The organism is Herbaspirillum sp. 1173, from assembly GCF_031455335.1.
Lineage (GTDB): Bacteria > Pseudomonadota > Gammaproteobacteria > Burkholderiales > Burkholderiaceae_D > Herbaspirillum > Herbaspirillum huttiense.
The window spans coordinates 527,216-551,851 of sequence record NZ_JAVDSP010000003.1; the positions used below are offsets into that span (position 1 = coordinate 527,216).

The 24,636-nt window shown below is 62.2% G+C and carries 20 protein-coding genes; 6 read left to right on the top strand and 14 right to left on the bottom strand.

Annotated elements, in window-relative coordinates; genetic code table 11:
* Positions 1-536: 536 nt before the first annotated feature.
* Together J2X56_RS14165 and J2X56_RS14170 are read right to left on the bottom strand one after the other, a co-directional pair.
* Positions 537-2,843: an ATP-dependent DNA helicase gene (locus J2X56_RS14165; protein ID WP_121037981.1), complete on the bottom strand. Its 2,307-nt coding sequence runs from the start codon at positions 2,841-2,843 to the stop codon at positions 537-539.
* Positions 2,840-4,492 carry a VRR-NUC domain-containing protein gene (locus J2X56_RS14170; RefSeq protein WP_121037978.1) on the bottom strand — a complete coding sequence of 551 codons (1,653 nt, stop codon included), beginning with the start codon at positions 4,490-4,492 and terminating at the stop codon, positions 2,840-2,842. The genes J2X56_RS14165 and J2X56_RS14170 overlap by 4 nt, the downstream gene beginning before the upstream one ends.
* 184 nt (positions 4,493-4,676) lie before the next feature.
* Here J2X56_RS14170 and J2X56_RS14175 point away from each other — a divergent pair, with 184 nt between their 5' ends.
* Positions 4,677-6,194 (top strand): lyase family protein, encoded by a 1,518-nt coding sequence (locus J2X56_RS14175; RefSeq protein WP_121037975.1) that lies wholly within the window; start codon positions 4,677-4,679, stop codon positions 6,192-6,194.
* 29 nt (positions 6,195-6,223) lie between these two features.
* Here J2X56_RS14175 and J2X56_RS14180 read toward each other — a convergent pair whose 3' ends face one another.
* Together J2X56_RS14180 and J2X56_RS14185 are read right to left on the bottom strand one after the other, a co-directional pair.
* Positions 6,224-6,646, bottom strand: coding sequence for an EamA family transporter (locus J2X56_RS14180; protein WP_034332684.1), 423 nt, complete (start codon positions 6,644-6,646; stop codon positions 6,224-6,226).
* Between the two features lie 62 nt (positions 6,647-6,708).
* On the bottom strand, positions 6,709-7,785 hold the full coding sequence (locus J2X56_RS14185; RefSeq protein ID WP_121037972.1) for an alpha/beta fold hydrolase: 1,077 nt from the start codon (positions 7,783-7,785) through the stop codon (positions 6,709-6,711).
* A 179-nt stretch (positions 7,786-7,964) separates the two neighbouring features.
* On the opposite strand from J2X56_RS14185, the gene J2X56_RS14190 reads away from it, so the two are divergent.
* The gene (locus tag J2X56_RS14190; RefSeq protein WP_199724998.1) at positions 7,965-8,414 is read left to right on the top strand and encodes a thioesterase family protein; all 450 of its coding nucleotides are present in this window, start codon (positions 7,965-7,967) and stop codon (positions 8,412-8,414) included.
* Positions 8,415-8,441: 27 nt separating this feature from the next.
* Here the strand turns inward: J2X56_RS14190 and J2X56_RS14195 are convergent, their stop codons facing one another.
* The 5 genes from J2X56_RS14195 to J2X56_RS14215 all read right to left on the bottom strand — a co-directional run bounded on the left by J2X56_RS14195 (position 8,442) and on the right by J2X56_RS14215 (position 13,278).
* Positions 8,442-8,849, bottom strand: coding sequence for a hypothetical protein (locus J2X56_RS14195; protein WP_121037966.1), 408 nt, complete (start codon positions 8,847-8,849; stop codon positions 8,442-8,444).
* The gene (locus J2X56_RS14200) at positions 8,836-9,291 is read right to left on the bottom strand and encodes a hypothetical protein (RefSeq protein WP_209568677.1); all 456 of its coding nucleotides are present in this window, start codon (positions 9,289-9,291) and stop codon (positions 8,836-8,838) included. The genes J2X56_RS14195 and J2X56_RS14200 overlap by 14 nt, the downstream gene beginning before the upstream one ends.
* A gap of 71 nt (positions 9,292-9,362) precedes the next feature.
* Positions 9,363-11,441: a TonB-dependent siderophore receptor gene (locus tag J2X56_RS14205; RefSeq protein WP_227022580.1), complete on the bottom strand. Its 2,079-nt coding sequence runs from the start codon at positions 11,439-11,441 to the stop codon at positions 9,363-9,365.
* Positions 11,442-11,807: 366 nt separating this feature from the next.
* The gene (locus J2X56_RS14210; RefSeq protein ID WP_310160644.1) at positions 11,808-12,662 is read right to left on the bottom strand and encodes a helix-turn-helix transcriptional regulator; all 855 of its coding nucleotides are present in this window, start codon (positions 12,660-12,662) and stop codon (positions 11,808-11,810) included.
* A gap of 172 nt (positions 12,663-12,834) precedes the next feature.
* Positions 12,835-13,278, bottom strand: a complete 444-nt coding sequence (locus J2X56_RS14215; protein ID WP_166675532.1) for a helix-turn-helix domain-containing protein — start codon at positions 13,276-13,278, stop codon at positions 12,835-12,837.
* Between the two features lie 78 nt (positions 13,279-13,356).
* Between J2X56_RS14215 and J2X56_RS14220 the strand changes: the two genes are divergently transcribed.
* Positions 13,357-14,298: an aromatic alcohol reductase gene (locus J2X56_RS14220; RefSeq protein WP_134134636.1), complete on the top strand. Its 942-nt coding sequence runs from the start codon at positions 13,357-13,359 to the stop codon at positions 14,296-14,298.
* A gap of 298 nt (positions 14,299-14,596) precedes the next feature.
* Entirely contained in the window at positions 14,597-15,502 is a 906-nt protein-coding gene (locus J2X56_RS14225; RefSeq protein WP_134134634.1) for an SDR family oxidoreductase, read from the top strand.
* 203 nt (positions 15,503-15,705) lie between these two features.
* Here J2X56_RS14225 and J2X56_RS14230 read toward each other — a convergent pair whose 3' ends face one another.
* Positions 15,706-16,599, bottom strand: coding sequence for a LysR family transcriptional regulator (locus J2X56_RS14230; protein WP_134134633.1), 894 nt, complete (start codon positions 16,597-16,599; stop codon positions 15,706-15,708).
* 102 nt (positions 16,600-16,701) lie between these two features.
* Here J2X56_RS14230 and ltaE point away from each other — a divergent pair, with 102 nt between their 5' ends.
* Positions 16,702-17,766: a low-specificity L-threonine aldolase gene (gene ltaE / locus J2X56_RS14235; protein ID WP_134134632.1), complete on the top strand. Its 1,065-nt coding sequence runs from the start codon at positions 16,702-16,704 to the stop codon at positions 17,764-17,766.
* Between the two features lie 64 nt (positions 17,767-17,830).
* Here ltaE and thrC read toward each other — a convergent pair whose 3' ends face one another.
* The gene (gene thrC / locus J2X56_RS14240; RefSeq protein WP_310160645.1) at positions 17,831-19,252 is read right to left on the bottom strand and encodes a threonine synthase; all 1,422 of its coding nucleotides are present in this window, start codon (positions 19,250-19,252) and stop codon (positions 17,831-17,833) included.
* 105 nt (positions 19,253-19,357) lie between these two features.
* Here thrC and J2X56_RS14245 point away from each other — a divergent pair, with 105 nt between their 5' ends.
* On the top strand, positions 19,358-20,269 hold the full coding sequence (locus J2X56_RS14245) for a LysR family transcriptional regulator (RefSeq protein ID WP_134134630.1): 912 nt from the start codon (positions 19,358-19,360) through the stop codon (positions 20,267-20,269).
* A gap of 130 nt (positions 20,270-20,399) precedes the next feature.
* Here J2X56_RS14245 and J2X56_RS14250 read toward each other — a convergent pair whose 3' ends face one another.
* The 3 genes from J2X56_RS14250 to J2X56_RS14260 all read right to left on the bottom strand — a co-directional run bounded on the left by J2X56_RS14250 (position 20,400) and on the right by J2X56_RS14260 (position 24,629).
* The gene (locus tag J2X56_RS14250) at positions 20,400-22,193 is read right to left on the bottom strand and encodes a methyl-accepting chemotaxis protein (protein WP_134134628.1); all 1,794 of its coding nucleotides are present in this window, start codon (positions 22,191-22,193) and stop codon (positions 20,400-20,402) included.
* A gap of 135 nt (positions 22,194-22,328) precedes the next feature.
* Complete coding sequence (locus J2X56_RS14255) at positions 22,329-23,657, bottom strand: FAD-binding oxidoreductase (RefSeq protein WP_310160646.1); 1,329 nt, start codon at positions 23,655-23,657, stop codon at positions 22,329-22,331.
* A gap of 183 nt (positions 23,658-23,840) precedes the next feature.
* The gene (locus J2X56_RS14260; protein WP_039788908.1) at positions 23,841-24,629 is read right to left on the bottom strand and encodes an amino acid ABC transporter ATP-binding protein; all 789 of its coding nucleotides are present in this window, start codon (positions 24,627-24,629) and stop codon (positions 23,841-23,843) included.
* Positions 24,630-24,636 lie beyond the last annotated feature (7 nt).

The window sequence follows — 24,636 nt, forward strand, 5'->3', positions numbered from 1 at the left end:
CGGGCGCGCAAGACCTGCCTGCAACCTTGTTAAAAAGCGGTAAGTGTTCCCATATGCTGCCATCCCCCAGCTATATTTATTCATCCGCTCTGACGGCGGGACTTTTCCCCTCTGGATGCGGAGTCATGCTCCGCGCGGACCAGGCGCAGGAATGTTGTTTTTTCGACCACATTCCACGTTGTCATTAAAACAAACAAATCCTGATACCGCAACCTTCTTCGTTGTCAAAAATGTAAAAAGCCGACAAGACACAACACTCATTTCTTGCCAGGAACATATGAAGAAAGAGGCAGAATCTTACATGTGAGACGAACGCTTTGTCGCTCAATAGCGACAATTTGTTCCTCCTTCGACGCGGAATTGACACAGTTCCCGAAAGATCCCGCAAGGACAGTCGCGTGCCACGGCTGGCGCGGCTTTTCGACTCTCATCCTGCGGGAGATCGGGCAACCCGGACCCGGCATGTCCACTTACCCGCCTATGCTAGGGGTTCGTAAAAAGATGTCACTCGGGAAAAACCTGAGAAGCCACGGCGCTCACGCTGGCAGCGCGCGGGAATCGGCGATCTGCCACCAGGCCGGCAGCAGTGCCTGCACCTCGGGCCGGCCGAAGCGCTGGTCGATCAGCCAGACCGTGCCCTGGTCAGTTTCGGTGCGGATGACGCGGCCGGCCGCCTGCACCACTTTCTGCATGCCGGGATAGAGGTAGGTGTAGTCGTAACCGCAGCCGAACAGTTGCTCCATGCGTTCACGCAACTGCTCGTTGACCGGGTTGAATTGCGGCAACCCCAGCGTGGCGACGAAAGCGCCGATGAGTCGATCGCCGGGCAGATCCACGCCTTCCCCGAAGGAGCCGCCCAATACGGCAAAGCCGATGCCCTGCCCGGCGCTTTCGAAACGTGCGAGGAAGGCATCGCGGTCGGTCTCGGACATGCGGCGCGACTGCTGCCAGGTGGCGATATGCGGATGCGCCCGTGCGAAGGCATCGCGCGCCTGCTGCAGGTAGTCGAAGCTGGAGAAGAACGCCAGGTAGTTGCCCGGCCGCTCTTCATACTGGCGCGACATGAGTTCGCAGATTGGTGCGATGGAGGCTGCGCGGCGCTGCCAGGTGGTGGAGATCTGATGCGCCACCTTCACCTGCAACTGGCTGGCCTGGAAGGGAGACTCGACATCGATCCAGGCGGTATTGGCCGGCATGCCCAGCAGATCGGCAAAATAATTCCACGGGGCCAGCGTGGCCGAGAACAGCGTGGTCGCATGCGCAAAGGCAAAGCGCGGCCCCAGGAAAGGCGCAGGCACCACGTTGCGGATGCACAGCACGGTATTGCGTTCATCTTCCCGGGTGAGATCAAACAGCGAGTGCGGGCCGAAGGATTCGGCCAGCCGCACGAAGGCCATGGCATCGAAGTAGAAATCGCGCAGCGGCGGATCCAGCGGCACCGCCACCTGCGCCAGGAAATCGCTGATGGCGCCCACGCTGCTGCTGAGTGCCTCGACGAACTTGGCCGGCGGCGCTTCCAGCACCTGATAGGGCAAGTCGGCTTTCTTGCCGGCGGCGGTCCAGGCGCGGCCCAGCCGTTCCAGCGGCTTGGCCACGGCCGGCGGGGCCACGGCGCGCGCGGCCCGCAGCGCTGCCCGGCTCAGTTGCGCGCTGTACATGCTGCGCGCCCGCGAGACCAGGTTGTGGGCCTCGTCGGCCAGCACGCTCACGCGCCAGTCATGCGCCTGCGCCATGCCGTAGAGCATGGCACCGCCATCGAACCAGTAGTTGTAATCGCCGACGATGACATCGCTCCAGCGCGTCATCTCGCTGCCCAGGTAGTAGGGACAGACCTGATGCTGCAGGGCCACGCTGCGCAGATGTTCGCGATCCAGCAGCGGCTGCGAGAGGCAGGCCGCGCGGGCGGCAGGCAGGCGGTCGTAGAAGCCCTGCGCCAGCGGACAGGAATCGCCCCGGCACAGCCGGTCCGGATATTCGCAGGCCTTGTCGCGTGCGCACAGTTCCAGCACGCGCAGCGGCAGTTCGCCGTGATCCTTCAAGGTGGCGGCGGCATCCAGCGCCAGTTGCCGGCCCGGGGTCTTGGCCGCGAGGAAGAGGATCTTGTCCAGCCGCTGCGCCGGGGCGGCCTTGAGCGCCGGGAACAAGGTGCCCAGCGTCTTGCCGATGCCGGTCGGTGCCTGCGCCAGCAGGCTGCGCCGGCCCGTCTGCGCGCGAAATACCGCCTCCGCCAGTTGCCGCTGACCGGGACGGAAATCGCCGTGCGGAAAGCGCAGCGTCTGCAAGGCCATATCACGCGCCGCGCGGTGCGCCAGCTCCTGTTCGGCCCAGCACATGAAACGCTCGCATTGCGCCGCAAAGAGCGTAGCCAGTTCCTCGCGGCTGCGGGTTTCTTCCAGTACCGTTTCCTGCTGGCTGCCGATGTCGAAATACACCAGCGCCAGATGGATGCGCGCCAGCCCTTCCCGCTCGCACATCAGGTGGCCATAGACCCGCAGCTGCGCCCAGTGCAGGTGGCGATGATTGTCGGGCAGGCTGGAGAGCTGGCCGCGATAAGTCTTCACTTCTTCCAGCAGCTGGCGCGCGGGGTCATAGCCATCGGCGCGTCCGCGCACATGCAGCGCGCCATGATCGGCCGAGAGCGTCACTTCGCTCAGGTAGCCTTCCCCGCGCCGCTGCGCCACGATGGCGTGACCGGCGATGCCTTCCTGGGCGGTGGGTGTGGGCGTGAAGCGCAGATCGAGATCGCCCTGCTTGGCGGTGAATTCGCACAGTGCACGAACCGAGACGGTGTAGCGCGGTGCGGACTGCTCTTGCGCAGCGCCGGCCGAGAGCGCCTCGTTCATGCTGCCGCCTGTTCCCATTGCAGGTAGCACACCGCCACCGGCATGGCGTGTTGCGCACAGTAGTCCAGCCAGCGGCGCTGGTTGTCCTGCAGGCGGTCGCCCGGGCCTTTGACTTCGACCATGCGATAGCGCCCTTGCTGCGGCCAGAACTGGATCAGGTCGGGGAAGCCGTTGCGGTTCTCTCGAATGTCGTCAAGGATGCGCAGGCACCACAGCTTCAGATGTGCAGCGGGGATACAGTCCAGCGCCATCACCAGCAGCTCGCGCGTGACCCAGCCCCAGGCCACGAAGGGCGTTTGCAGGCCGTGCTTGGCCTCATGGGTGGCAAGGAGATGCGCACGGTAGCTGCCGTCATCGAAGCGGCGCAAGCAGCGCGCCAGCACATCGCGCCGACGCGCCGCGAAATCGGCGCTCAAGAGATCGGCCGGCTCGCGCTGGAAGGGATGGAAGAAGGCGCCGGGAATGGGCGCGAACAGCGCTTCCCAGCACAGCAAGCCGAACAGGGCATTGGCCAGCGCGTTTTCGACATAGAACACCGGCGCATCAGCCCGCTGCAAATGCAACTGCACCGCCCGCTCGACGCGGCCGCCCTCGGCCGGCAACACGAGCTCGATCTGATCGACCACGGCGGGGCGCGGCCGCAGCGCCGGCGGCAAACCCAGCTGGCGCGCCAGGCGCGGCGCGATGCGCAGCAGTTGCTGGCGTTCCGCCTCGCTCTCGGGCGATTGCCGGGCGATCGTCAGCAGGGCCTGCGCGGGACCGAAGCGGCCCAGTTTTTCCAGCACGCGGATGGCGCGTGCCCGTGCGCCGGGATAACGGCAGGCAGCGTAGATCTGCTGTGCCTGTGGCCAGTCCCCGGCCTTCTCGCAATGCTGGCCGAGCTGGAACAGCAGGCGTTCACGGCGGCTCTCCAGCCAGGGATTGTCGAAGCGCTCCGCGGGTAGCGCTTCGAGCACCGCAGCGACCTCGTCACCGGCCTCGAAGCGTTGCTTGCAGGCCTGCAGTTGCAGGTAAAGATCAATGTCGGTGCGGCTGCGAAAACCGCGCGCCTCGGCAGAAAGGGCGATCTGTTCATAGCGCAGCGTACCCAGATCGGCCAGCACGAATTCGCTCCAGTCCTGGCGCAGGTTGCCGAAGAACATCAAACGCAAACGTTCACACAGGCCGCCAACCCGCATGCGCAGGACCGCTTCCCCGCCCTGCCCCGACGCTATCCATTGCGACAGGCAGCGCGGCGCAGCATGAAGGGGATCGCTTTCCAGTGCCGCCAGCAAGCTGTCCTTGCGCGCCGTCCTGAGTCCACCGCGCACGCCGAACCAGCGCAGCAGCTCCGGCTTGGTCGCCAGCGCGAAGACCTGGGCCAGCGACAGCGGCGCATCCTGCTCCACCCATTCGGGCGGCAGATCGCGGGACGCCTGCAGCGGGCAGCCGATCTCCGGATAAGCCAGACGGCTGGCGCGGAAGTGCTCGCCCTTGCGCATCATCATGCGCACGAACAGCGCCCGCGCAGCCAGCGGCAAGGCCGGGAAACGCAGCAGGAAATCGCGCTCCTCGTCCTGCAGCAGGTCGGCATAGCGCTGCCCCAGCCAATCCAGCGCCTGCTGGAAATTGCTCAGGTAGTAGAAACGGTGATCGGGGACGGCGGGCATTGCGGCGAAAAGCGTGCAGGAAAGGAACTGTATGGATGCACAGTATATCGCGTAGATGCCAATAACTACACTTTGGAGACGAGGTACCTGAAATATCAGGCTCTGTTCACCTTCAACCTGAATCGCCAATGCCCGCTAAGATAGTCGCCCTGCACAGACCAATCAACACTTCCAGGAGACCGCCTTGCCCAAGCTTTCCACCCTCGCCGTCGCGCTGTCCGCTGCCCTGCTGGCTTGCGCCGCGCCCTTGCACGCGCAGCAGACGCCGCGCCATGATGAATTCTTCTGGCTCGGCGAAATCAACAAGGCCACGGCCGTGATCAACACCGACGAAGGCTTGCTGGACAAGTCGATGACCCCGCTGGTCGTCAAGGGCATCCGCAAGGTGCTGGCCGATGGCGAGCTGCCGGGTGCCAAGCGTCCGACGCTGGTGATCACCTTCGAGCCGCTGCTGATCCAGGCGGCCGGTCCGCAGATCACGCTGCTGCACGCCGGCCGTTCCAGCCAGGACATGCTGGCCACGCTGCGCGCGGCCATCCTGCGCGAAGACCTGCTGACGCTGGCCAACCAGCTCAACGCCACCACGGCGGCGCTGGTCCGACTGGCCGCCAGCCAGCGTGACACCATCGTGCCCAACTACACCAATGGGGTGGCGGCGCAACCCAACAGCTACGGCCACTACCTGCTGGGCTTTGCCGCCGCACTGGACCGCGATGCCCAGCGCCTGCGCGAAGCCTATGGGCGGCTGGACCGCTCGGCCATGGGCACCACAGTGCTCAACGGCACCAGCTGGCCGTTGAACCGCCAGCGCATGGCCGACTACCTGGGCTTTGCCGCCATCGTCGACAACGCCTATGACGCGGCGCAACTGTCGGCGGTGGATGGTCCGGTGGAAGCGGGCGCGGTGGTCTCTTCCATTGCCCTGCATGCCGGCGCCTTCATCCAGGACGTGATGACGCAATATGCGCAGCCGCGTCCGTGGATCCTGTTGCAGGAGGGAGGGGCCAATACTTACGTGTCGTCGGCCATGCCGCAGAAGCGCAATCCGGGCCTGCTCAACAGCACCCGGCGCGATGCCTCGATGGTGATTGCCGAGGGCATGGGCGTGGCCATCGTGGCGCACAACATCCCGCCCGGCATGAGCGATGCCAAGGACGTGAAGCCCAACAAGGAGATGGTGCTCAATACGGTCAAGGTCCTGAAGAACTGGGAAAGCATCCTGGGCGCGCTGGTGATCGATCCGAAACGCGCGCTGGAAGAACTCAACAGCGACTGGACCGCGTCCCAGGAACTGGCCGACGTGCTCATGCGCAAGTACAAGCTGCCCTTCCGCGTGGGCCATCACTTCGCTTCGGAAGTGGTGGAGTATGCCAAGGCCAACAACATCCGGCCGCTGGAGTTTCCTTATGACCAGGCGCAGCGCATCTATCACGAAGCGGTGCTGAATTCGGAATTCCCCCAGGCCCTGCCGATGTCGGAACAGGAGTTTCGCAGCACCCTCGATCCGGTGGCGATCGTGCGCAATCGTGCCACCGTCGGCGGTCCGCAACCGGCCGAGATGGACCGCATGCTGCGCGAGGCCACTGCGCGCGTGGCGCAGCAGGACGCATGGATCAAGGCCCGGCAGCAGCGCATTGCAGGATCGCTGCAGAAGCTGGATGCGGATTTTGACCGGATGGCCGTCTCGGCGGGGGTGAAGTAAGGCGTGCCGGGCGGGCCGTGCAGCTTGGCCTAGCCGCGGGAAATCACCAGCAATCCCGCAGCAATGAGCGCGGCCCCGATCAGCTTGGCGGGCGTGATGACTTCATTGAGAATCCAGACCGCCATCAGCAAGGCCACGATGACACTGCCCTTGTCGATCAGCGCCACGGTGGAGACGTCCCCCGCCTTGATGGCCTTGTAGTAGAACACCCAGGAGACGGCGGTGGTCACACCCGACAGGCCGAGCCAGAGGACGTTCTGCCAGGTGACCGCGCTCAACTGCGCGGCCGGCACGACAGCAGCGGCGAACATGAGCACGAAGACAAACACGAAGCAGGTCCGGATGGCCAATCCCAGATCGCTGGAGATGCCGGTCAAGCCGAGTTTGGCGATGACCGAGGTGAAGCCTGCAAAGGCCATGGAAATGAATGCGTAGGCGATCCAGCGTTCCATCGTCTTATCCTTGAATGAAGATCGTGTAAGGCAACAACCGCAACCATCTGTCCATCTGCGGTTCAGCGCCCGCCTTCGGGCGCAAGCCGCTTGAGCAACTGCGCATGAAACAACTCCGGCATCTGCATCTGCGGTGCGTGACCAGCGCCGGGGAATACCACCAAGGTCGCGTGCGGAATGACGGCAGCCGCCTCGCGCCCGAGCACCGCATAGTTGCCCAGCCCGGCGCGCAATGCCGGCGGTGCGAATTCCTTGCCGATGGCGGTGCTGTCCTGGTCGCCGATCATGAGGACCGTGGGCGTCTTCAGGTTCTTCAGTTCGTAAAACACCGGTTGCGTGAGGATCATGTCGTACAGCAGTGCCGAATTCCACGCCACCCGCTCCTTGCCCGGCCCGCGGTACATGCCGGCCAGCATCTGCACCCAGGGTTCATACTCCGCACTCCACTGCCCGGAGAAATACGTAGCGCGCTCGTAGTTGCGGATGCGCTCGGCCGTGGTACCGAGTTCGCGCGCATACCACTGGTCCACCGACACCGGCGGCACGCCCTTGGCGCGCCAGTCTTCCAGGCCGATGGGGTCAACCAGCACCAGCTGGCGGGTCTGCTGTGGATAGGACAACGCATAGCGGATGGCCAGCATGCCACCAGTGGAGTGGCCTACCAGGATGGCCTGATCGATGCCGAGCGAGGCCAGCAAGGCGTGCGTATTCGCGGCCAGTTGCTGGAAGCTGAACTGGTATTGCTCGGGCTTGCTGGATTTGCAGAAGCCGATCTGGTCCGGTGCAATCACACGGTAGCCGGCGCGACGCAGGACATCGATGGTCTGCTCCCAGGTGCCGGCGCAGAAATTCTTTCCGTGCAACAGGACGACGGTGCCGTGCGGGACACTGCCGGCGGCAGGTGCCACGTCGAGATAGGCCATCTCGATGTCCTGGCGCTGCGAGTGGAAACGATAACGCGAGACCGGCCAGCGGTAGTCGAAGCCCTCCAGCTGGGGGCCGTAGACCGGCGCGTTTTCCATGTCGGGGACAGATGTCGTAGTGGCAGCAGGGACCGGCGGAGGCATGGAGGCCAATACGCTGAACAGGCTGGCAGCCAGCACAGTTTTCGCACGGAACAGGAAGGGGTGTGAATGCATGGGAGGAATCGGGCAGGTAGGTGAGATCGGGATGGCGCGCACAATCGATATCGCCGATGGTAGCCGGATTCGCACAACAAGGTCGGGCTTCACCTCGTTTTACCGGCCCGACCTTTTGCGATGGCTGCGCGCGTGGAGGGTAGACGGTTGCCCTGCCCTGCGATTATCGTGTCACCGGTTTGACCAATCTGAACGGAAGGAACGACATCATGTTTTCAAAACAGTTTGAAGTGGATCCCAAGCACATCGATTTCCAGGGCGTGGTCGATGGGCTGTACTACCCGTTTTATATGGAATGGACGCGGCATGCCTTTTTGAAGGAAGCGCTGGGAATCGATATCGAAGAGGCCTTCCGGCAAGGGCAGGTGTTCATGGTGCTGGAATACTCGCTGCGCTTTCGCAAGAGCCTGCAAAAGGGCGACACGATGGAGGTTACCTGCGAAGTGCAGAAACACGAAAAGCGCAGCCGGGTGAATTTCGTGCAGCAGATCAAGGTGGCGGACGTGGTGTATGCCGAGGCGGTCTTTGTCGGGGCTTGCTTCATGAATAACCGGCCATTCGTGCCGGAGGCGATTGCGGCGGCGCTGGCAGCTGCGCCTGTAGCAAACCCGGAGCAAGCCGGGCAATAGCCGCCGCAATTCGGTCAGAAAACAGCCTCAGGTCAGCCCGACTGCTTTGCCATTCTGCGCCAGCAGTTCCCTCGCCATCTGCAGCGCCTGCTCACGCGAGCCCGCAAGCAGCAGCGGGTAGCCCCAGAACTTCGCAAACACCACCGCGAAGGCCTTGAAGCCAACCCGCCTGGCCGCATTGGGTTCCACCACGATCATCGCCAGTACCAGCTTGCGCAAGGCATGCTTGTGCTGCTTCATCCAGAGTGCGGTACGTTTCTTTTCTTCCGCGGAATGCTCGTGATCTTCGGCAGGTACGGTATCGGTCAGCAGCACGAAGGGTTCTTCGCGCTGCAGGTTCGCTTCAAACTCCGTGAAATCCTGCTCGTGATCATGTCCGGGTTGCTGGGTGAGATTCATCCATACAAGCGGGAAATCCGCACTATTCATCGACATGGCCGTCTCCTTTGCGATTGAGGTGGCGCCAGGTGGTCGCGATGGCGAATACGCCCGGCAGTGAAATGAAGAACATCGCCGAGAAGGCAATGTGCCAGCCATCGCGCAATCCGTCGGCAATGCCGCCCAAGGTGTTGAGGACAACCAGCAGGCTGCCCAGGATCAGCGCGCCCCACCGGGCCGCGCGGTTGGCGGACAGTGCGAGCAGGACGGTGACGATCCAGCAGCCGTAGTAGGCCGAAAACATCCACAGCATCTTGGTCTCGAAGGTGATGGCGGGCGCGCTGCCCTGTGCTCTCACGAAGTCGTTGACGTAGAAGAACAGCTGGAAGCTCACGAAGAGCACGGCCCCGATGGCAGTGGCCAGCCAGAACAAGGCGGTCTGGTCCGGAGGCCGGGTCGGCAGAGGATGCGGGGAGGAAAGCGGCGACTGAATTGACATATCATTTTTCCAGATGATTAAAGGAGCGATTCATAATATTTTCTGATGATGCAAAAGGCGTCTGTGCGGACTCAATAGCGGTAATCCAGTGTCACCATCATGTTGCGTGGAGCACCGTAGGTCACGGTATCGAAGTCTCCCTTCTGCAGCGCGTACTTCTTGTCGAAGAGGTTGTTCACGTTGAGCGCCACCGTGGTTTTCTGCGACACGGCATAACGCGCCATCAGCGATGCCAGGGCATAGCCGCCCTGCTGGCCGCCCAAGGTACTGGTGCCGGTATTGGCCGCCTCATAGATGCCACTCTGCCATCTCACGCCGCCCCCCACCGTCAGCTTGTGCCACGCACCAGGCAGGCGATAGGTCGTGAAAAACTGAGCCGTGGTACGCGGCAGCTGCGAATTCAGACGCACACCGTTGCCATCTTCGGCGATGAAGTGGGAGAGGCCTGCGTAGATGTTCCAGCCACGTGCCAGCTCGCCCTGCAGATCCACTTCGACTCCGCGTGACTTGGTGCCATCTGCACCGCTGTAGGCTTGCGCGCCCGCTGGCGTGAACGCACCGGCAACGATCTGGGCCGCGTTGTCCAGCCGGGTTTCGAACAGGGCCACGGAGGCGTGCAGGCGCCCTTCAAGGTACGCCCCCTTGAGGCCGATCTCCGTCGTCTTACCTGTGGCCGGCGTGAGGACGTTGCCCTTGCTGTCCTGATAGTCGGTCTGTGGATTGAAGATGCGCGTATGGCTGAGATAGGCCGAATAGATCCGGTTGATGTCGTAGACCAGGCCGGCATAGGGCGTGAAGACACCGTTCTTCTCGTAACGCATCGCCGCGCCACCGACGCTGTTGTCAATTTCGTAGTTGCTCACACGCGCACCGACGATGAGTTTCAGGGGATCGGCCAATGACAGACGGGCCGCGCCATACACGCCACTCTGTTTGATCCCGGTGCTGGTCGGCACCCATGGCATCGCTGCGAAGTCCGGACGGGCAAAGGGTGTGCTGAGCTCATTGATATTGACCGGCATGAATCCGGCATAGAACGGCGCGATGTCATTCTCGCCGGAGGTGCGGCGTGAGGTCATGGCCCCCACAACTGCTTCATGATGACGGCCCAGCAGGTCAAAGGGGCCAGCCATCATCACATCGAAGGTGTTGGTGCGACTGCTGCCCTGTGACGCGAGGGCCACCGGATACGCCCCGAAAGGATAGGTGCCCAGCCCGGTGGCGCGGTCCGGACGGCCGACCAGGCCGAGCAGTTCGGCATTGAATTCAGTGCGGTACTGGCTGGCCGTGGCATGCAGTTTCCAGCCATTGTCAAAGCGATGATCGAGCTCGGCAAAGGCAGTCTTGAGCGTCGTGTTCCATTGACTCCAATCCTGTGCGTAGCTCTTCGACGAGGCGTAGTCAGCCTGCGTGCCGTCGCTGAACCAGAGCGGCAACCCGCCCCAGGTGGCTCCCGTCGAGGTGATGTGCTGATCGTCATAGCCCAGGCTGACGGTGGTGTGTGAAGTCAGGTCAGCCTCGACGATGCCGTAGAACGACTTCTTCTCGGGCTTGTAGCCATCGATATAGGAGTGGCCGTCCTGATAGCTGCCCACCAGTCGCGCGCGGATGCGGCCATCAGCTGTCAGTGGGGTCGAGAGATCGGCCATGGCGCGATGGGTATCCCAGCTGCCTGCGCTCAGCGAGGCCGACGCCGAAAAATCCTGGGTCGGACGCTTGCGCACCAGATTGATGGCGGCCGAGGGATTGCCCGTTCCGGTAAGCAGGCCGGAAGCACCCCGCACCACTTCCACGCGATCATAGAAGGCGGTATCGACAGCACTGATCCCGCTGCCGTTGACGGTATTGCCGACCACCGTAGGGATGCCGTCATACTGCACGTTGTTGATCAGGAAACCGCGCGAATAAAAACTCGTGCGCTCGCTATCGGATTGGTAGGACGTGATGCCGGTGGTGTTGTCCAGCACGCCCTGCACCGAGTTCAATTGCTGGTCATCCATGCGCTGGCGCGTGATCACCGTCACCGCCTGCGGCGTCTCCCGCAATGACAGCGGCAGATGCGTTGCCGCGGCCGTCTCGCCCGTCGTATAGGCTCCTGTACCCTCCGTGGTCGCCGGCTCCGCATGCCCGGTGACAGTGACAGCCGGCAAGGAGGTTTGCGCTTGCGCCGCCGTCCCGGAATCGGCAGGGCTTTGCCGGATTTGTGATGAATCAGCGGCGAAGCTGGCTTGCGCGCCCAGCAGAACAGCGGCGGCGACCGCAGAACTCAAGACCTTGTGCGGCGTGCGTCGGAGCAAGTCCCGCATGGCCCGGTCGGAGAGCGGGCAGGCAGGCGACGGAACGTATGCAGTGAGGAAGCGACGCGAAGTTGAAACGGCATGGCGTGAGCACATAAACGATAATCATTGTTATTTGGAGCAGCCATTTAACAATGAAGACGCGTGGTCGCAATAGCGAAACCAGGCCAGACTATTTCGCATTTCGGCCACACTCACGACGGGGTGGATCTGTGGTGTTCAGGCGGGGCGTTCATCCGGCAGCACGATGGCCGGCACCGCCGCACGTACCGCGCTGTCGGTGCGATCGGAGAGATAGCGTGCCGGAGACTTGCCTGCGGCCTTGCGGAACATGGTGATGAAGCCGCTGGCGTTTTCGTAGCCCAGCTCCAGTGCCACGGTCTGCACGCTGTCGCCCTTGGTCAGACGCTGCAGTGCCAGGATCACGTGCAATTGACGACGCCAGCGCCCGAAGCTCATGCCGACTTGCTGCTGCAGGAGGCGGCTCATGCTGCGTTCGCTCATGCCGATGTGATGGGCCCAGGCAGCCTTGGACGTCTTGTCGGTGGGATCGGCCAGCAGCAGGTCGGCGAGTCTCCGCAAGCGCTGGTCGCGCGGCATTGGCAGATGCAGGTCTTCTACCGGCGCGCTCGCCAGCTCGTCAAGCAAGGTGGCGATCAGGCGTTCTTCGCGTCCGCCCAGGGGATACAGCTCGGGAAAACCCGCCACCTTGAGCAGCAGTTCGCGCAGCAAGGGCGATACGGAAATCGTGCAACAGGTGGTCGGCAGATCCGGAGCGGCATCCGGCTCGACGAACATGCAATAGCATTCCGTCTCTCCTGCCCCGCGTGCGGCATGCGGCAGGTCGCCCGGGATCCATACGGCGCACTGCGGTGGCACGATCCAGACGCCGTCTTCCACTTCGCAGTTGAGGACGCCGCGTACCGAATAAATCAGTTGCGCCTTGCGATGCTGATGCCGGGCGTTCTCCCAGTCCTTGGCGACTGATGTGGTGCCGAGGGCCACTACGGGACGGGACACGCTGTCGACGTCCCTCGGAGCCAGGATCTGACCGGTGATTGCGATGCGCGACATGATGTTCTGGACAGGCTCGTACGGGACGATGTGAGTGGGCCAAGGTGCGAAACAGGATGACCAGCTTGCAGCACAAGCCTGGACCCTGGAATCGGCACGGTTTAATGGCAGAAAGCGCTTTGCAGGACGTCGGCAGGCTCGCCACAGGGATCGGCGATGCCTGACGTCGGCGCTACCTGAGTCGATGGATGTTCTGTTGCTTGTCCTGACTGTCAAAGGTGTGGCGCGCCTGGCGGAAGTCCTCCGCGTGCTCCACCACCCAGGTCCAGATCGGAGACATGCGCAGCAGCAAATCCTTGCCCAACGCAGTCAGCTCGTACTCCACGCGCAGCGGCTTTTCATCGGTTTCGTGACGCAGCAGCAGGCCATCGCGTTCCAGTGCGCGCAGCGTCTTGGTCAGCATGCGCTGGGTCACGCCGCTCAGCTGACGCTTGAGCTCGGCGTGGCGCAGCGTGCCATATACGCCGAGCGCGTGCAGGATCCCGAGCGCCCAGCGGCTGCCTGCATGCGCGAGGACATCCCGCCGGACCCCATCGTCATCTTCACGCAGGGTCTGGCAGATGGCTTCTGCTTCCTTCAGTGCTTCATCAGCGATGATGGCTTCTCTTGGTATCATCCGTGTGCCTTCTTGAGAGCGTTGCGTGATCGTGCAACCATGCGGCCATCTTATCAGCAACGACCCTCAGGACAGATCATGCATGGTACATCCCAACTCCCTCCTCAATCCATCCTCGTGTTAGGCGCGGGCGAACTCGGCCTTCCGGTATTGCGCAATCTCGCGCGCGTGGCAGAACGTGCCCCCGGATCGAGCATCAGCGTCCTGCTCAGGGAATCGACGATCAATACACAAGTCCCCGCAAAAAAAGCGGAGATCGACGAACTCCGCGCCCTGGGCATCCGGATGGTGGCAGCAGATCTTGTGAACGATACGATCGATCAGCTGGCAGAAATCTTCGCGCGCTTTGATACCGTCATCGGCTGTGCCGGCATGGTCGCCGGCCGCGAGACTCCGATGAAGCTCGCCACGGCCGCCTTGCGCTCGGGGGTGAAGCGCTACTTCCCGTGGCAGTTCGGTGTCGATTTCGAGGCCATCGGGCGCGGCAGTCCCCAGGACCTGTTCGATGCACAGCTCGATGTACGCGAACTGCTGCGCGCGCAGAGCAAGACGGAATGGGTCATCATCTCGACCGGCATGTTCACCAGTTTCATGTTCGAACCGGTGTTTGAAGTGGTGGACTTCGCCAACGACACCCTCAACGCCCTGGGCAGCCTGGAGACCAGTGTGACCCTGACCACACCGGATGACATCGGACTGCTGACTGCGGAGATCGTTTTCTTCGAGCCCCGCTTCAAGAATGAAATCGTCTATCTGTCGGGTGATACGGTGACCTACGGCGAGGTAGCCAATATTCTCGAACGTGTCCTCGGACGTCCTTTCCGGCGCAATGTCTGGAGCGTTCCTTACCTGCTCGATGAACTGAAGAAAGATCCATCTCATCACATCAAGAAATACCGTGCCGTCTTTGCGCAAGGCAAGGGTGTAGCGTGGCCGAAGGCAGGGACATTCAATGCACGGCAATCGATTGCGGTCACCACTGCAGAACAGTGGGCGGAGAAACATATCAAGGACAAGTGATCCGCCTCCGCGCGAGCTCCTCGTGGAACTTGCGCGTCAATTTCCAGGCGCACGCGCGGCAGATAGCACGATCAGGGTGGCCACATGAGCGAGCCTGATGTCCCGGTCACGCCAGCATTGTCAGCGCTCTGTCAGCCACTGCCTCGCTGCTACGAAAATGCTGGCTTGTCAAAACGCAGGCAGAGCGTTATTTTCCCATCTTTGGAAAAGCAGTTGAGTCAGAACCCATGCCCTACATGAGCGTGATTGCCTGTGTGTGAAATGGGTTCCATTGATTGCCCTCATGGGAGATATGCGGATGTACCAGTTACCGGATCAACGCCAGCGCCAAATCATCGTGACCGGTGCCAACAGTGGCACCGGCAAGGAAGCAACCAGACGATTGGCGGCGGCGGGTGCCGATGTCGTCATGGCAGTACGCAGTGAAGCGAAGGGCGAAGCTGCACGGCAGGAGATACTGAAAGAGTTTCCAAAGGCATCGCTGGCGGTACGCATCCTTGATCTCTCCAGCCTGGCCAGCGTGCGCACGTTTGCCGGCCAGATGCTCAGCGAAGGACGTCCCATCGATCTGCTGCTCAACAATGCCGGGATCATGATGCCGCCCAAGCGCGCCTTGAGCCCGGACGGATTCGAGCTGCAGTTTGCCACCAACTTCCTGGGCCACTTCGCGCTCACCAACCTCTTGTTGCCGCTGCTGCTCGAAGCCAAAGCGCCGCGCGTCACAACCATCACGAGCAGCGCCGCCATTGGTGCCAAGATCAATTTTGACGATCTTCAAAGCGAACGTTCCTACTCGCCCGTCACCGCGTACGCACAATCCAAGCTCGCTTGCCTATTGCTGGCAAATCAGCTGGCAGCCATCGCGCGCGAGCGCGACTGGCCATTGCTGAGCACCAGCGCCCATCCGGGCCATACGCGGACCAATCTGCAGACCAGCGGGCCGAACATGGGAACGGATTCCACCCACAAGCGGCTGATGTTCCGGCTGGTTCCCTCAATGGACGTCAAGTGGGCCACCGAGTCACTGCTGCAGGCAGCGCTCGATCCGAATGCAGCGCAAGGCGCATTCTACGGCCCAAGATTTTTGCTTATCGGTAGTCCGCATGTCGCGCGGCAACCGCAGTCTGCCCGTCAGGCTGATTCCGCGCGCCTGTGGCAGACAGCCGAAACGCTGACAGGTACAGCACCACCCCCAAAAGGCTGACGATTCCCGGGGCGAGATCGCGGCGCATCTGGAAGGGATAGCCGTTGTTGACGAAGACAGCCAGCAGATGGACGCCAGACGGATTCAAAGATCGGCTTCTGGCCGAAGACTGAAGCCATGCCTGCGATCATCGTCCCGCGCCAACGCTCTGCCTGGCGACCACGCTTTGTTCCTGACGCGACATGCTAGCAACATGCTATACGCTATACGCGGCAATAGGGACGAGCTGCACTCAGCGTCTCCTCAACGGCGGCATGCAGCCAGTCCATGAAGCGTGCCTCCGGCGAACCCGGCTCGGGGAGCCTGCGCATCAATGCGATGTACCGTGAGTCATCTGCCACAAAGCCTTGAGGTGCTGTGAGGGTCCTTGCCTCCAGGCTGTCCACCACCATGAACAAGGGCGCAATGGCCATGCCCAGTCCGGCTTCCGCAGCGCGCAAGCTGAGAAAGAAATGGTCGAAATGCAGATCAGAGGCCGCGCCCCGCGCGGCGCGGGCAGCCACCCTGGCGCGTCTCGCCCAGGTCTTCCAGGCATCGGGACGGCTGGTCGAGTGGAGACGCGTCAGCAGCGCCTTTCCGCTCAGGCCGGGCAGCGCGACCGGCCCGGTCTGTTCCGTGAACAGCGGGATGCAGACCGCCCGTGGATCCAGTGCGAAATCGGCCCGACGGATCGCCACATCGATATGCTCCCGCGCAACGTCAACCGCGCCATTGCCCGTCGACAGATAGATCGGCAGATCCGGATGCGCATCCTGAAACTGGGACAGGCGCGGGATCAGCCATCGCATCGCCAGCGACCGTTCGCAAGACACCAGAAGCGGCCGCTGCCGGGCAGGACGCAAGATCTCCTCCGTTGCCTCTTCGATTCGCTGCAGCGCTTCCTGGACCGCTTCCAGCAAGACCTTTCCTTCCGGCGTCAGGGCCAGGCGGCGACTGGTTCGGTGCATCAACTGCACATTGAGCCGAGACTCCAGTTCCGACACCCGGCGGCTGACCGCACTATGCGACAGCCCCAGACTCTCGCCGGCAGCCGTAAATCCTTGCAGGCGCGCAACGGCTTCAAAGATGCGGAGATTTTCCAGGGGAGGTAGTTTCATCTGTGCATCCAGGGAACAGATCGAGTGCTCAACCAGCACCCATCAACATCAAAAAGAACTCACAATCATGATTCACTTCTGACCGATTGCAAGGAACAATCCATGAGCGACTTTCGCAGCGACACCGTCACCCAGCCCTCCCCTGCCATGAAGCAGGCCATGATCGAAGCGCCGCTCGGTGACGACGTCATGGGAGAAGATCCTACGGTAAATCTTCTGCAGCACACCGCCGCCACGATGTTCGGCTTCGAAGCTGGCCTGTTTGCGCCCAGCGGCACCCAGAGCAACCTGATCGCCATGATGACGCATTGCCGCCGCGGTGACGAGGCCATTGTCGGTCAGCAGTGGCACACCTATCGCTGGGAGGCAGGCGGTATGGCCGTTCTGGGATCGGTCCAGCCCCAGCCGCTGGAGCAACAGCCTGACGGCACGCTTGCTCTGGACGACATCGAGGCGGTGATCAAACCGGACGATCCGCATTTCGCCCGTACCCGGCTCATCGTGATCGAAAACACGGTGGGCGGAAAGCCGCTGCCTCTGGCCTACATGCAGGAAGTCGCCGCTTTGGCCAAGCGCCGTGGCCTGCGCGCCCATATCGATGGAGCCCGTCTGTGCAATGCGGCTGTTGCGCTGGCCGGGGGCGGCGAACCTCTGATGCGCGCGCGCGAATTGTGCAAGGGCTTCGACTCCGTTTCACTGTGCCTGTCCAAAGGCCTGGGCGCGCCCGTGGGGTCGGTACTGCTGGGCTCCAAGGATTTCATTCACGAGGCGCGGCGCATTCGCAAGATGCTGGGCGGTGCCATGCGCCAGGCCGGCATGCTGGCTGCGGCCGGCCTGCATGCGCTCCAGCATAACGTTCACCGCCTGGCCGACGATCATGCCAATGCAGATCTGCTGTCGCGTGGCCTGGCCAAAGCGGCCAGCAACAACCCCAGACTGCGTGGCGCATTCCACGTCCAGCCAGCGCAGACCAACATGGTCTTTACGGATGTTCAAGCCGATATTGCCGGCAATCTCATCGCCCACTTCGCCGCCCACGATATCACGCTGCAGGGAGGTGCCTATCGCAGCAAGGAAGGCATGATGAACCGTATCCGATGGGTGACGCACCTCGATGTGAGCCAGGATGACGTGGTCCGCGCCATCAAAGCCGCCGAGTCGTTCTGAACATACGCCCTGCCACCCGGTTTCATTGAAATCGGGTGACAGGGCGAGGCCCGGCGTTGCATGTTCAGCTTGAGCGCAGCCCGCAAGACGTCGCTATCCGTTCCTTGATGTCCTCTGTCGATGCCTGCATCACGGCAAACCGCCGCGGCCGCGCTTCCAGGTCTGCCAACGCAGCCGGCCGCGGTACACCGCGGCCGGTGGCGGCACGCATGGTCTCTTCGAACTTCAATGGCAGGGCCGTCTCCAGCACAATGGTGGGAACCCCTTGCACGCGATGATCGCGTGCAACCTTGACGCCATCAGCGGTATGCGGATCGATCATCATCGAACGCCCGCTCCAGACCTGCGAAATCGTGGCCAAACGATCAGCGTGCGTACTCTTGCCCGAGACGAAACCGTAGTCGGCCATGCGTTCATGCTCTTGTTTGCTCAGGACGAATTTCCCATGGTGTGCCAGCTCCTCGCCAAAAAGCTGTTGCACGCTTTGCGCATCGCGTCCCAGCACATCGAAGATGAAGCGCTCGAGATTGGAAGCCTTGGCGATATCCATGGAGGGACTGGAGGTCGCCGGGGTTTCAGCGCTGGATCGGGGGCGGTAGCACCCGGTTCTGAAGAACTCGTCCAGCACGTCGTTTTCATTGGTGGCGAGGACCAGCTTGTCGATGGGCAGCCCCATCATGCGGGCCACATGGCCGGCGCAGATGTTGCCGAAATTGCCGGATGGAACTGCAAAACTGACTCTTTCCCCATTGCTGCGCGTGGCCTGGAAATAGCCCGCGAAATAATAGACGACCTGCGCCAGCAAGCGCGCCCAGTTGATGGAATTGACGGTCCCGATATGGAAGCGGCGCTTGAAGCCGAGATCGGAGGAGATCGCCTTGACGATGTCCTGGCAGGTGTCGAAGCTTCCTTCTACAGCCATGTTGTGAATGTTCCTGTCCTGCAGGCTGAACATCTGCGCTTGTTGAAACGGGCTCATGCGGCCATGCGGACTGAGCATGAAGACCTGGATGTTTTTCTTGCCGCGCATGGCGTACTCGGCCGCGCTTCCCGTATCGCCAGAGGTGGCTCCGACAATATTGAGTTGCTCACCACGTCGTCCCAGCTCATCGTCCAGCAGGTTGCCCAGCAACTGCATCGCCACATCCTTGAAAGCAAAGGTGGGGCCGTTGGACAAACCCAGGACGAACAAGCCATCCTCAAGCGGCCTGAGCGGGACGATATCGGCAGTGCCGAATATCTCCGCGGTGTAAGTACGGGCGATGGCGCTGCGCAACTGCCCGGCCGGTATGTCGCCGACGTAGAGCGCCATGATTTCAAAAGCCAGATCCGGATACGACAAGGTGCGCCACGCCTGCAAGGTGGCATCGTCGATCCTGGGATAGGCCAGCGGAACATAGAGGCCGCCATCGGGCGCCAGCCCTTCCAGCAAGACCTCCGAGAAACCACGTTGAGTTCGGTCGCCGCGTGTAGAAATGTAGTTCATGGTGATCTGCCAGTCCGGTGGAAAATGGGGTCCGTGGAAAAATTCTCGCATCCCGCCTTGGCGAAGTAAAATTAAATTTGACCCGTTCAATTATTAGAAATCCTGATGCGAGAATTCAACCTGGATCATCTTCGTACGCTGTTGGCAGTGGTCGATTCCGGCTCCCTGTCGAATGCAGCGGCAGCCTTGCACCTGGCACAGCCGACCATTTCGCTGCACTTGCGGGAGCTTGAGTCGCGGCTGGACATTCCTCTGCTCAAGCGCAACCGCCATGGCGTCACGGTGACAGCGGGCGGCAAGATCCTGATCGACTATGCGCGCAAGCTGCTGGCATTGGCTGACCAGGCCAGCGAAGCGGTCGGCCATTATCGGGAAAGCGTGCAAGGGGTCGTGCGGCTCGGCGCATCGACCGGCCTGATCACGCATGAGATGCCCCGCTTGTTGCAGTACATGGCGCAACATCGCCCGGAACTGAAGATAGAACTGGCCGTCACGACTACCGCGATGGCGATGGAAAAGCTGCAGGCGGATGAACTGGATCTGGCCTTGGTGGGGGCCACCACGCGGCACCAGGGCCTGGTGCTGACACGCTGGCGCAGCGACCCGCTGATGGCGTTCCTGCCGGCGGCCTGGACCGTGCCCAAGCGAGTCAGCCCGGCCTGGCTGGCACGGCAGCCCTTGTTGATGAATGAACCCGGCAGCGCTTTGCATCATCAGACCTTGCAATGGTTTTCACGCGCCGGATTTTTCCCGCGTCCTCGCATCGCCCTCAACAACGGCGAGGCCATCAAGGGTCTGGTCGCTGCCGGCTATGGTGCGGCAGTCCTGCCGGCTGAAGCGGGACAGTCGGTGAGCTCACCCCAGATTCAGGTCAGACCGATCACGCCGGCGATGGAGCGGCCCACTTTTCTGGCCTGCAAGAAAGCCCGGACCGTGCCGCCCTCCGTGAAGGCCGTCATGGAGGTGTTGAAGAGCAAGGCCTTTATCGTCCAGAACCCAGTTCATCAATCGGCGTGAAATGCGTTTCAGCCAGGTTCTTTCGCGCAGATCTCCACCACCAGCGGCAGCGCCGTCACGCATGGGCAATGCACGCCGGTGAGTTCAGTCTGCACGGCGGTACTCAACAAGGAGCGGCCGGGCGGCAGGCTCAGGAGATCCTGAAACGGCCGATGGTCGATGCCAGCGTATTGGCCTGCGCCTGCAAGGTCGCCGACGCTGCGGCCGACTGCTCCACCAGGGCGGCGTTCTGCTGCACCATGGAATCGAGCTGGATCACGGCACGATTGACTTCCTGAATACCGCGCATCTGCTCGTCGGTCGCCCTTGCGATACCTGAAATGAGCGATTGCACATCGGCCGACTGGGTCACGATCTCGCCCATGGTGGTGCCAGCCTGGCGCACCTGTACCGATCCCGCGGAAACCCGCGAGACGGTGGTCTCCACCAGTTCCTTGACCTCGCGTGCCGCTTCCGCGCTGCGTTTGGCCAGGCTGCGTACCTCGTGGGCCACGACTGCGAAGCCGCGCCCCTGCTCGCCGGCGCGGGCCGCTTCCACGGCGGCGTTCAAGGCCAGGATATTGGTCTGGAAAGCGATGCCGTCGATGACGGTGATGATCGCACCGATCTGGCTCGATACCTTTTCGATCTCGCCGATGGTGGTCACGGCGTCGGACACCACCTTGCCACCTTGCGAGGCAATCTCGGTGGCGCTGCTGGAGCGCTGGTCCGCCTGCTTGGCGGCAGCCGTCGAGCGGCCGACCGTCTCCGAGATCTCGGCCATGGAGGCCGCTGTCTGTTCCAGACTGGCGGCGGCGGATTCGGTTCTGGTCGACAAGTCCTGGTTGGCCGTGGCGATTTCATTGGAGGCCGTACGGACCGCCTCGCTGGCATCACGGATATCGAGCATCACGTTTTGCAACTGGCCGACGAACTGGTTGAAGGAGCGCGAAATGACCGCCACTTCGTCCTTGCCCTGATCGGGCAGGCGTTGAGTGAGGTCACCGGTGCCCGAGCCGATGGCGGCCATGGCCTGGCTGACCTGTCCGAGCCGACGGAACGCCGTGGCAGTCACGGCCACACCGATGACCGAAGCGATGCCGACGATCAGGATCAGGGACAGCAGCGACGTATTGAGCAGGGAGCGTGCGCCGGCCATGGCTTCGGATTCATCGATGGCGATCACGATGCTCCAGTCGGTCCCGCGAATTTTCTGCGCACGCACCAGCTTGGCCCGGCCATCGACCACGATCTTCATCGGCGCGCTCGCTTTGTCGTCAGCAGCGGAACTCAACTGCGCGAACTCGGGAGCGATATCGGTGGCCTGCTTGAAACGCAGTTCCGCATTGGGGTGCGCGATGATGCGGCCGTTCTTGTCGATCAGCATCCCGAAACTCTCGGGTGTGGGATGAATGGCTTTGATGGTCTCCACCACGCTGTCAAGGGCCACGTCACCCACCAGCACCGCCTTGAGCTTGCCCTCACGCATCACGGGAATGGCCAGCGCCACCAGCAAGGCCTTGCTGGTACTGATATACGGAATGGCCGCCGGCTTGCCGGCCTCAACGGCCCCCTTGTACCAGGGACGGGTGGTCGGGTCATAGGTAGCGGGAATATTGGGCCAGTCGGTGAACTTGGTCTTCTTGTCGGGATACCCCACGCCGACATCGAAAAATCCGCCGGCGACCTGGATCTGCTTGAGCATCGCATCGGGAGAATCGGTCAGGACGACATCCTGCAAGGAGTCGACCAGGCGCGTCTTTTCGGCGACCCAGTCGCCAATCACGCGGGCATGGTCGTTCAACGAGGTGGAGAGGCTGTTGTCCGTGGCGTCCCACATGCTGTTGCGGGCAATCAGGTAATTGGCCGCGGTGCTGACCACCACGGAGAAGACAACCAGCGCAACGAAGGCGCAGATCACGCGGGCGCGAATGGAGGTGAGCATGGGGAGACAGGTAAAAGTGATTGGGGGGATAAAACTGCAAGCAGTACAGCTCCATCCGGATGTCGGCAGGGAACAATTCCGCTGGCATTGACTGCGCCGGCGGCGGTTGCGACATCCGGAGGATAGTGATGACAGCTACATCATTTCCGGTACCTTGAGCGAGGTACCATCGTTGAAACGGCTCAGGCGATAGGGAGAGACATCGATCATCGGGCTTGCACCCGTGACCATATCCGCCACCAATTCCCCTGCCGCCGGCCCCAGCGCGAAACCATGACCGCTGAACCCGGTGGCGAGATAGAGGCCCGGCAAGGCGGCGACGTCAGAAATGACGGGGATGAGATCGGGCGTGGTATCAATCGCGCCGGCCCACGCATAAGCCACGCGCAACTCCGACAATTGCGGAATGGCACGCTTGACGTTATCCAGCGCACGCCTGGCAAAATCGGCATCGGGACGCGGATCAAGTACCCGGCACCGCTCAAATGGCGACACTTGATCAAACGCCCAGGTGCTGGTGGCTTCGGGCCCTTCCATCCACGCCCGGGAAAGACGATAGGTCAGTTTCTTGCCGATGTCGTTCTTGTAATTGCGATAGTACTGAAGCCCGTTCTTCAGCCCGACGGGGGCCAGGTCAATGCGTCCGAAACCCGGCACGGCGACCGAATAGGCACCGTCAAGACGACGACGCAGCGCGAAGCCCGGGCCGCTGAAGCAGCCGCTCACGACCTCCGGCGCAACCGAAGTCCGCATGGTGGTTCCGACCACGTTGACCACCGGGAATGCAATCCCGTGACGCCGGCACAAGCGCCCGCTCCAGGCACCGCCGGCGCAGACCACGGTGGAGGCCTTGATCAGACCGCGCTCGGTCCACACACCGCTGAGACGTCCCCCGCTGGTCTCCAGGCCTCGGACGGCGCACTGCTGGTAGAGGTGCGCCCCCAGGCGCTTGGCGCCCTCCGCCAACGCAGGCGCGGCTCGCGAGGGCTCGGCTCGGCCATCAGTGGGAGACCAGACCCCGCCTTTGTAGCCCGGCCCGCCCGAAGGCGTACGCGCCTTCACTTCGGACGCACTGAGGATATGACTGACAAAGCCGACCTCCTTCGCGCGCTGGCCCCACGCGCTCCACTTGGCGAGATCCTTCTCTTCGTTGGTGGCGTACAGAATTCCTTCACGGCGGAAGCCCAGATCGATCTGGATCTCGTCGCGCAGTTCGTTCCAACGCTGCAGACTGCGCATGGCCAGCGGCAATTCGAACAGATCCCGGTTCTGCTGGCGCACCCATCCCCAGTTGCGGCCAGACTGTTCGCCGCCGACGATGCCCTTTTCAAGGATGGCCACGGAGATCCCGCGCCTGGCCAGCTCATAGCCGATCGAGGTGCCGACGATGCCGGCACCGATGACCACGACATCGACTTCACTGACAAACTCGGGCGAATCATAAACTTCTTCCACTCTCAGCATGGCACTGGTCCGATCTCTCAGTCTCTGGTCTACAAGAAAAATCCGCCTTACAGCGGTGGCCATGAACGCCTGCACCAGGCGGTCACATGTCTTGCGAAATCCTGTTGCAACTTCGCCGGGATGCGATCCCTGGAAGCAGGATCAACGGCATCTGCGGATCGCTGAGGACAGCGATACCCGCATTTACTCTTTTGCCTCAGGCATTGCCTGCTCTGCAGGCGCGGCGGGCCGCTCATCGTCGGCCCGATTGGTCAGCACGTGGCGCAAAAACTCCCGGGTGCGCGCTTCGCGGGGCGCACCAAGGACTTGTCTGGCCTCCCCCTCTTCGATGATGAGGCCGGCGTGGAGAAAGCAAACGCGGTCAGCCACTTCGCGCGCAAAGCCCATTTCGTGCGTGACAACCAGCATGGTCATGCCTTCCCGCGCCAAGGTCCGCATGACACTGAGGACCTCGCCGACGAGCTCGGGATCGAGTGCAGAAGTCGGCTCGTCGAACAAGATGGCCTTGGGCTTCATCGCCAGTGATCTTGCAATGGCCACCCGCTGTTGCTGGCCGCCCGAGAGCTGATGCGGATAGGCATGGATCTTCTGTCCCAATCCGACCTTGTTGAGCATCTCGATGGCTTCCCGGCGCGCTTGTTCAACCGGCAGCCGCTTGACGTGCACCGGGCCTTCCATCACGTTCTCCAGCGCGGTCCGATGCGGGAACAGGTTGAATCGCTGAAAGACCATGCCGACCTGGGTACGCAATTGATTGATGTGGCGCGAACGCTGCTCGACCACCTGATTCAACAACCGGATTTCCCCCGAATCGTAGGATTCAAGCGCATTGATACAGCGAAGCAGCGTCGATTTACCGGAGCCGGATGCGCCGATCAGGCAAACGACCTCGCCTTCCTTCACCTCCAGGGAAATCCCTTTGAGGACGGAGAAGTCCCCGAAATTCTTGGTCACGTTCTTGATTTCAATCATCGCCGGC